The sequence below is a fragment of the Streptomyces sp. genome, from assembly GCF_031178505.1.
GTDB classification, from domain to species: domain Bacteria; phylum Actinomycetota; class Actinomycetes; order Streptomycetales; family Streptomycetaceae; genus Streptomyces; species Streptomyces gulbargensis.
This window is the reverse complement of the sequence record NZ_JAPSIW010000264.1, coordinates 1-8,257: the sequence shown is the minus strand read 5'-3', so window position 1 is coordinate 8,257 and position 8,257 is coordinate 1. Positions and strand designations below refer to the sequence as shown.

At 70.0% G+C, this 8,257-nt stretch carries 5 protein-coding genes and 1 pseudogene; 5 read left to right on the top strand and 1 reads right to left on the bottom strand.

Annotated elements, in window-relative coordinates:
• A pseudogene (locus RIF68_RS18515) lies at positions 1-277 on the bottom strand (hypothetical protein); the annotation flags it as partial.
• A 346-nt stretch (positions 278-623) separates the two neighbouring features.
• On the opposite strand from RIF68_RS18515, the gene RIF68_RS18510 reads away from it, so the two are divergent.
• The 5 genes from RIF68_RS18510 to RIF68_RS18490 all read left to right on the top strand — a co-directional run.
• On the top strand, positions 624-2,300 hold the full coding sequence (locus RIF68_RS18510) for an extracellular solute-binding protein (RefSeq protein ID WP_309052383.1): 1,677 nt from the start codon (positions 624-626) through the stop codon (positions 2,298-2,300).
• A complete protein-coding gene (locus tag RIF68_RS18505) occupies positions 2,300-3,352 on the top strand; it encodes an ABC transporter permease subunit (protein ID WP_309052382.1) in 1,053 nt (350 codons plus the stop codon). Before RIF68_RS18510 ends, RIF68_RS18505 begins: the two co-directional genes overlap by 1 nt.
• Entirely contained in the window at positions 3,349-4,275 is a 927-nt protein-coding gene (locus RIF68_RS18500; RefSeq protein WP_309052381.1) for a carbohydrate ABC transporter permease, read from the top strand. Before RIF68_RS18505 ends, RIF68_RS18500 begins: the two co-directional genes overlap by 4 nt.
• A gap of 105 nt (positions 4,276-4,380) precedes the next feature.
• Positions 4,381-6,603, top strand: a complete 2,223-nt coding sequence (locus RIF68_RS18495; RefSeq protein ID WP_309052380.1) for a 1,4-beta-glucanase — start codon at positions 4,381-4,383, stop codon at positions 6,601-6,603.
• Positions 6,603-8,257, top strand: a 1,655-nt coding sequence (locus RIF68_RS18490) for a beta-galactosidase (RefSeq protein ID WP_309052379.1), incomplete at its 3' end; no start/stop codon positions are given. The genes RIF68_RS18495 and RIF68_RS18490, both read left to right, overlap by 1 nt.

Below are 8,257 nucleotides of genomic sequence, written 5' to 3'. Positions count from 1 at the left end.
GCCCGGCTGCCCGTCTCCGGTCCGGCCGGGCGGGCCGCGCGGAAGGCGCTCCTGGTGGGCGGGCAGGGTCAGGGGCGTACGGTCCTCGGTCTCGGATCTCCCCGTTCCCGTCGGCAACCTTCAGGGCGTCGGCGGCGACAGAGAGGGGGCGGCCCGTACCGATGTGCCGAAGGAGGTGGCCGTTCTCGTGCGGTTCCAGCCGGAACGTCTCCTGGACGAACCGGCCTCCGGGCTGGTCGGCGGAGGCTCGGGCACGGCCGTCCTCGGCGACGGAGGGATGGTGGGGGGCGCGTGTGCGGACCCGCCGGATGGAGCGGTGAGGGGTCCTGAAGCGCTTCGACGCTCATCAGGCCACAGGGCGGTGTCGAGAAGCCGGCGGCATCGCGCAGGTGGAGGTACGGGGAGGGGTCCGGAGCCGTCCCCTGCTCCGCGGAGGAATCTTGGAAGCGACTCTTGTGCGCCCATGGGTGTTCACTTAACCTCACTGCAACATCGAAGCGCTTCGACTGCGCACCGCGCCGCAGTGGTCGGATGTCCGCTTTCAGCTCAGCCAGTTCCAGTCACGACACCACAGCCGACGGGCCACCGCCGGGTGTCCAGGTGCGCCACGAAGGGTTGACGCAATGACGCCGAATGCCGCCTCCTCCGGACTGAGCCGGAGAAGCTTCCTCGCCTCCACGGCGGTCGCCACCGCGGCGGTGGCCGGGGGAATGCCGCTCCTCACCGCGTGCAGCGATGCGGGGAGCGGCGGGTCGCGAGAGGGCGCGACGGCGGGCAAGGCCGCGGACAAGCTGCTCCCGGCCTATGTCGCCAGCACGGTCGCCAAGCCGGACATTCCGTCGAAGAACGGCTCGTCAGCGGGCTACACCAGCAAGGTCGATCTCGCGACCCTCGCCTCCTCGGCCCCGACAAGGCTCGGCACCGGCGCTCCCATCGAGATCATGGCTCCGCTCTGGGGCACCCCGCCGAAGCCCGATTGCGCGTACTACACGGCGCTCGACGCCGCGGCCGGCACCAAGATCACCTGGCAGAACCAGGACGGCAACACCTACGGGGAGAAGCTCGGTGCCGTTCTCGCCTCCAGCTCCATACCCGACATGGTGGTCGTGCCGAGCTGGGAACTGGTCGGCAAGATCTCGAACGCGGTCACCGCGAAGTTCATGGACCTCGGCCCCTACCTGGCGGGCGACAAGGTCAAGAAGTACCCGAACCTGGCCGCGATCCCGACCGACTCCTGGCGCATGAGCATCTTCGGCGGCGCGCTGCGCGGCATCCCCATGCCCGCCGCCTCCGTGCCCAACATCGTGCCCTACTACCGCAAGGACATCTTCGGCAAGAAGGGCTACACCGTTCCCAGGTCGGCCGACGAGTTCCTCAGCTGGGCGAAGGAGGCCACCAGCGCCAAGGCCAAGGTGTGGGCCTGTGGTGACATGAGGTGGTCGGCAGCGGGCATCTTCGGTGTCCGCCCCGCCGGGTCGCTCGGCTGGAACATCGGGGACGACGGCAAGCTGACGTACCGCATCGAGCACCCCGAGTACCTCGAACATCTGGAGTGGGTCCGCAAACTGTTCGCCGCGGGCGTCGTCCATCCCGACGACAAGGCGAACACGGGCGACCCGGGCCAGCGGTTCAGCTCCGGGCAGATCCTCGTCTACAACAACGACATCTCCTCCTGGTACGGCAAGACCACCGAACAGGCCCGGTCCAACCCGGACTTCGAGATCCACGGCATGGACTACTTCGGCGCGGACGGCGGCAGCCCCACGCTGTACGCCGGCCAGCCCGCGGGCATCTGGTCGATGATCCGCAAGGACGCCTCGAAGGAGACGGTCGAGAACGCGCTGGCCGCCGCCAACTTCGCGGCGGCGCCCTACGGCACCAAGGAGCGGATGTTCGTCGACTACGGCGTCGAGGGCACCCACTACACGGTCGAGAACGGCGCCCCGGTCAAGAACGACCGGGGCGTCCAGGAGGTCAACAACGCCTGGGTGCTGCTCGCGGCCCCGGCCCCCTACACCGCCCACCCCGACCTCCCCGACATCACCCGCATGCAGGTCGAGTGGCAGCAGCGGCAGGGTGCCTTCGTCAAGAAGACGTCCACCTACGGCATGAACATCGTCGAGCCGACCCGATACGCCACCCTCTCCAGCCAGTTCGAGCAGCTGGAGATCGACTTCGTACGCGGCAACAAGAAGCTCTCCGACATCCAGCAGGCCATCTCCACCTGGAAGTCCTCCGGCGGCGACAAGCTGCGCGACTGGTACAAGGAGCTCCTCGACAAGAACGGCAGCGGCATCTGATGTCCGTCACGGCCGGGAGCAGGCCCGACGGGACGCGTCCCCCCGCGGCCGTCGAAGGGCCACGGGCCGCGGTCGCCGCGGCCACCGTGAAGGAGAGCGTGCCGCGCAGGGCCGCCAAGGCCGGCAAGGTCCCCTTCCGGGTCCGGTGGCGCCGCGACCGCGCGCTCATCCTGATGACCCTGCCCGTCCTCGCCCTGCTCCTGATCTTCAACTACGTCCCGCTGCTCGGCAACGTCGTCGCCTTCCAGGAGTACGACCCGTATGTCTCCAGCAACGGCATCACAGCGGTCTTCCACAGCCCGTGGGTGGGAGTGGAGCAGTTCTCACGGATGCTCGACGACCCGCTGTTCTGGAGCGCCACGAAGAACACCATCGTCCTGTTCGTGCTCCAGCTGGTGCTGTTCTTCCCCGTCCCCATCGTCCTCGCGCTGGTCATCAACAGCGTGATCCGGCCCCGGGTGCGGGCCGTGGCGCAGGCCATCATGTACCTTCCGCACTTCTTCTCGTGGGTCCTCGTCGTCACCGTGTTCCAGCAGATCCTCGGCGGCGCGGGCATCATCGCGCAGACCCTGGAGAAGCACGGGTGGAGCGGCTTCGACCTGATGACCGACGCGGACTTCTTCAAATACCTGGTCACCGCACAGGCCGTGTGGAAGGACGCCGGCTGGGGGATCATCGTCTTCCTCGCGGCGCTGTCCGCCGTCAGCACCGACCTGTACGAGGCCGCAGCCATGGACGGCGCGGGGCGCTGGCGGCGCATGTGGCACGTCACGCTGCCCGCACTGCGCCCGGTGATCGCCCTGCTCCTCGTCCTCAGGGTGGGTGACGCGCTGAGCGTCGGATTCGAGCAGTTCCTGCTCCAGCGGTACGCGGTCGGCGCGGGGGCCAGCGAGGTCCTCGACACCTACGTGTGGAACGTGGGTATCCAGAACGGCGACTTCAGCTACGCGGCCGCGGTCGGCCTGGCCAAGGGACTCATCGGAGTCTGTCTCGTCCTGGGCGCGAACAAGTTCGCGCACCTGCTGGGCGAGCAGGGGGTGTACAAGAAGTGAGCCTCAACACGCAGCTCATCCGCAGCCTCAGGGCTCCCGCCCGCCCTGTGTGGGAGGAGCCGCCGAGCAAGGCGGGACTCACCGCCAAAGGCGGCTTCCTCGCGCTCTGCTGTCTGGGGGTGCTCGGTCCGCTGTGGATCGTGATCGTCACCAGCCTCTCCCCGAAGCCCGTGATCGACCAGGCCGGCGGCCTCGTCGTGATCCCTCAGGGCATCACCTTCGTCAACTACACGGAACTGCTCAGCGGAGGCCAGGTCAGCCGGGCGATCATGGTCTCGGTCGGTGTCACGCTCTTCGGCACCCTGCTCTCCATGACGGTGTCGGTGCTGGCGGCGTACGGACTGTCGAGGCCGGGGAGTCTGGGCCACCGGTTCTTCCTGATGGCCATCATGGCGACCATGTTCTTCGGGGCCGGCCTCATTCCGACGTACCTTCTGGTGCAGTCGCTGGGCCTCACCGACACCTATCTGTCACTGATCCTGCCGAGTGCCGTCAGTGTCTTCAACATCCTCGTCCTGCGGGCCTTCTTCATGGGGATCTCCCCCGAACTCACCGAGTCCGCCCGCATCGACGGGGCCAGTGAGACGCGCATCCTGCTGACCATCATCATGCCGCTGTCGCGTGCGGTGCTGGCCGTCATCTCGCTGTTCTACGCGGTCGGGTACTGGAGCGCCTGGTTCAACGCGTCCATCTACCTCAGCGACCAGCGGATGATGCCGCTGCAGAACGTGCTCATCCAGCTGGTCCAGAAGAACACCGAGGCACCGACCGGCCTCCAGCAGGCGGTCCGCACCGGGCAACTCTCCGCCCTGGGGCTGCAGATGGCCGTCATGGTCCTCGCGCTGATCCCCGTCGCCGTGGCCTCCCCGTTCGTCCAGCGGCACTTCAAGAAGGGCATGCTCACGGGGGCCGTCAAGGGCTGACGCCCTCCGGTCGCGTCCACGCGGCGGGGCCGCACGTCGATGTGGCCCCGCGCCCCTGATCCGCGCTCGAAACTCCCCCCATTCGTCTCAGGACCGAGGTATGTCATGAGTACGTTCCACCTCAGCAGGCGCTCCGTTCTCGCCGGTTCCGCTGCCGCCGCCGCGGTCGTCTCCCTGCCCGTGGTTTCGGGGCAGGCGCGGGCCGCCGCCCCCTCGGCCGTCGCCGGGCGCGGCTACCGGTGGCGCGGCGCCGTCATGGGCGGTACCGGGTTCATCAGCGGGGTGCTGTTCCACCCGTCGGTACGGGGGCTCGCCTACGCCAGGACCGACATCGGGGGCGCCTACCGCTGGGACGATCGCACCGACCGCTGGATCCCGCTGACCGACCACCTCGGCTGGGACGACTGGAACCTCCTCGGCGTCGAGGCCATGGCCGTCGACCCGGCCCACCGCGACAGGCTGTACCTCGCCCTCGGCACGTACACGCAGCCCTGGGCCGGCAACGGGGCCGTGCTGCGGTCCGAGGACCGGGGCGCCACCTGGAAGCGCACGGACCTCACCGTGAAGCTCGGAGCCAACGAGGACGGGCGCGGATGCGGCGAACGGCTCCTGGTCGACCCGCGGAACGGCGACACGCTGTGGCTCGGCACCCGGCACGACGGGCTGCTCAGGTCGACGGACCGAGGCGCCACGTGGCAGCCCGCCGCCTTCCCGGCCACCCCGAGCGCCACCGGCCAGGGCATCACCCTCCTGGTCGCCGCGGGCCGTACCGTCTACGCCGGCTGGGGCGACTCCGACGGCACCGCCGACCGCCCCAACCTGTACCGCACGTCCGACGGAAGGACCTGGGAGCCCGTCCCCGGGCAGCCGACGGGCGCCGCCGCGAAGGTGCCGATCCGCGCCGCGTACGACCGCCTCACCCGTGAGCTGTACGTGACGTACGCCGACGCCCCCGGCCCCAACGGACAGTCCGACGGCAGCGTGCACAAGCTGCGGACGACGAACGGGAGATGGACCGAGGTCACCCCCGTGAAGCCCGGCGGGGTGACGAGCGACGGCGGGATCGACGCCTTCGGCTACGGCGGCGTCGCCGTCGACGCCCGGCGGCCGGGGACGCTCGTCGTGTCCACCAACAACCGCTGGGCCGAAATCGACACCGTCTTCCGGTCCACCGACGGCGGCCGCACCTGGACGTCCCTGAAGGACCAGGCGGTCCTCGACGTCTCCGAGACCCCTTACCTCAAGTGGGGCGGCGACAAGCCCAAGTTCGGCTGGTGGATCCAGGCCCTCGGCCTCGACCCGTTCGATTCCCGGCACGTCGTGTACGGCACCGGCGCGACCCTGTACGGCACGCGCGACCTCAGGCACTGGGCGCCGCAGATCCGCGGCCTTGAGGAGACCGCCGTCCTCCACCTGATCTCGCCGCCGGTCGGGGAGGCGCATCTGATCAGCGGGAACGGCGACATCGGCGTGATGTACCACGAGTCGCTCACGGCGTCCCCCTCGCGCGGCATGGCGTCGAACCCCGTGTTCGGTTCGACGACGGGACTCGCCCAGGCCGCGGGCCGACCCTCGTACGTCGTCCGCACCGGCTGGAGCGGAAGCGCCAACGGCGCCTGGTCGAACGACGGCGGACAGACCTGGTCGCCCTTCGCGTCACAGCCGGCCGCCGCCAAGGACGCGCCCGGCCCGATCGTCACCAACGCCGACGGCGGTGTCCTTCTGTGGTCCCTCGGGTCCTCGAACGGCACCGTCCATCCGGCGTACCGCTCGACGGACAACGGCGCCACCTGGTCCGAGGCCACCTCCGTACCCAAGGGTGCCGTGCTGGTCGCGGATCCCGTGGACCCGACGCTCCTCTACGCCTACGACACGGCCACCGGCACGGTCCACGCCAGCACCGACAGCGGTCTGACCTTCACCACCGCGGCCACCGGCCTGCCCTCGGGCGACGCGCAGTACCAGCTGACGGCGGCACCAGGACGCTCCGGTGACCTGTGGCTCAGCGCGAAGGAGGCAGGGCTGTACCGCTCCACCGACAGAGGCGCCACCTTCACCAAGGTCGGCAGCTGCCGGTCCTCGCACACCCTGGGCTTCGGCAAGGCCGCCCCGGGCGCCACGTACCCGGCGATCTACATGGTCGGCGCGACCGCGGGCCCCAACGCCGTCCACCGCTCCGACGACGAGGCGAGGAGCTGGGTGCGGATCAACGACGACCAGCACCAGTGGGGCTGGATCGGTCGGGTCGTCACCGGCGATCCGCGCGTGTACGGCCGGGTCTACCTCGGCACCAACGGGCGCGGCGTGCAGTACGGGGAGCCCGTCTGATGCCCGGCCTGAGCGACGCGAGCCGAGGCCGCCTGCTCTTCGGCGGCGACTACAACCCGGAGCAGTGGCCCGAGGAGACCTGGTACGAGGACGTACGGCTGATGAAGACGGCCGGGGTCAACTCGGTCACCCTCGGCGTCTTCTCCTGGTCGACCCTGGAACCGGAGCCGGGTGTGCGGAAGTTCGACCGGCTGGACGCGCTGATGGACCTGATGCACGACAACGGCATCGGCGTCGTCCTCGCCACCCCGACCGCCTCGCCCCCGCCCTGGATGGGCCGGCTGCACCCGGACACCCTGCCCGTCACCGAGGACGGCCGCACCGAGTGGTGGGGCGGACGGCAGCACTTCTCGCACTCCAGCGCCACCTATCGCCGCTACGCCGCCGCCATCACCGAGGCCCTCGCCGCCCGCTACGCCGGCCACCCGGCGCTGACGATGTGGCACATCAACAACGAGTACTGCACCTTCGACTACGGAGACGAGGCCGCGGCGGCCTTCCGACGCTGGCTGCGCGAGAGGTACGGCACCCTCGACGCCCTCAACGAGGCCTGGGGCACCGCCTTCTGGAGCCAGGGTTACGACACCTGGGACGGCATCCTGCCGCCCCGCCTGCCCCACTACATGCGCAACCCCACCCAGGTGCTGGACTTCAGGCGCTTCACCTCCGACATGCTCCTGGAGTGCTACGTCGCCGAGCGGGACATCGTCCGCCGCCACACCCCGGACATCCCGGTCACCAGCAACTTCATGCCGCTGTGGATGGGCCAGGACGCCTGGCGCTGGGCCGAGGAGGAGGACGTCGTCTCCGTCGACATCTATCCGGATCCGCGCGACCCGCTGGGTGCCCAGAGCGGCGCCCTCGTCCAGGACCTGACCCGCTCCCAGGCGCGCGGGCCGTGGATGCTCATGGAGCAGGCCGCCGGGCCCGTCAACTGGCGGGGCGTGAACCACCCCAAGCCCCGGGGCCTCAACCGGCTCTGGTCCCTGCAGGCCGTGGCCCGGGGTGCCGACGCCGTCTGCTACTTCCAGTGGCGGCAGTCCCGGCAGGGCGCGGAGAAGTTCCACTCCGGCATGGTCAGCCATGCCGGGGAGGAGGGCCGGACGTTCCAGGAGGTCAAGCAGCTCGGCGCGGAGCTGGAGCGGATCGGCGCCGAGACGGCCGGCCGGACCGTCACCGCGGACGTCGCGATCCTGCACGACTGGCACGCCTGGTGGGCCGGTGCCCAGGACGGCCGCCTGTCCGGCCAGGTGGACTATCCGGACGTTCTGAGCGCCTGGCACCGAGCCCTCTGGCAGGCGCACCTCACCGCCGACTTCGCCCACCCCGGGCACGACCTGGCGCCGTACTCCGTGGTCGTCGTGCCACAGCTCTACGCGCTCTCCGACGCGGCGATCGACAACCTCCTCGCCTACGTCCGCCAGGGCGGAACCCTCATCTGCGGCTTCCAGACCGCCGTCGCCGACGAGGACGACCGGGTACGCCCCGGCGGCATGGACGCCCGGCTCCGTGAGCTGTTCGGCATCCGCACCCTGCACGAGTGGTGGCCCCTGGACGCGGGGGAGTCCGTCGCCTGCGAGGGCTTCAGGGGGTCCCTGTGGTCCGAGGAGCTGGAGGCCGACGGTTCCGCCGACGAGACCGTGCCGTACCGGGG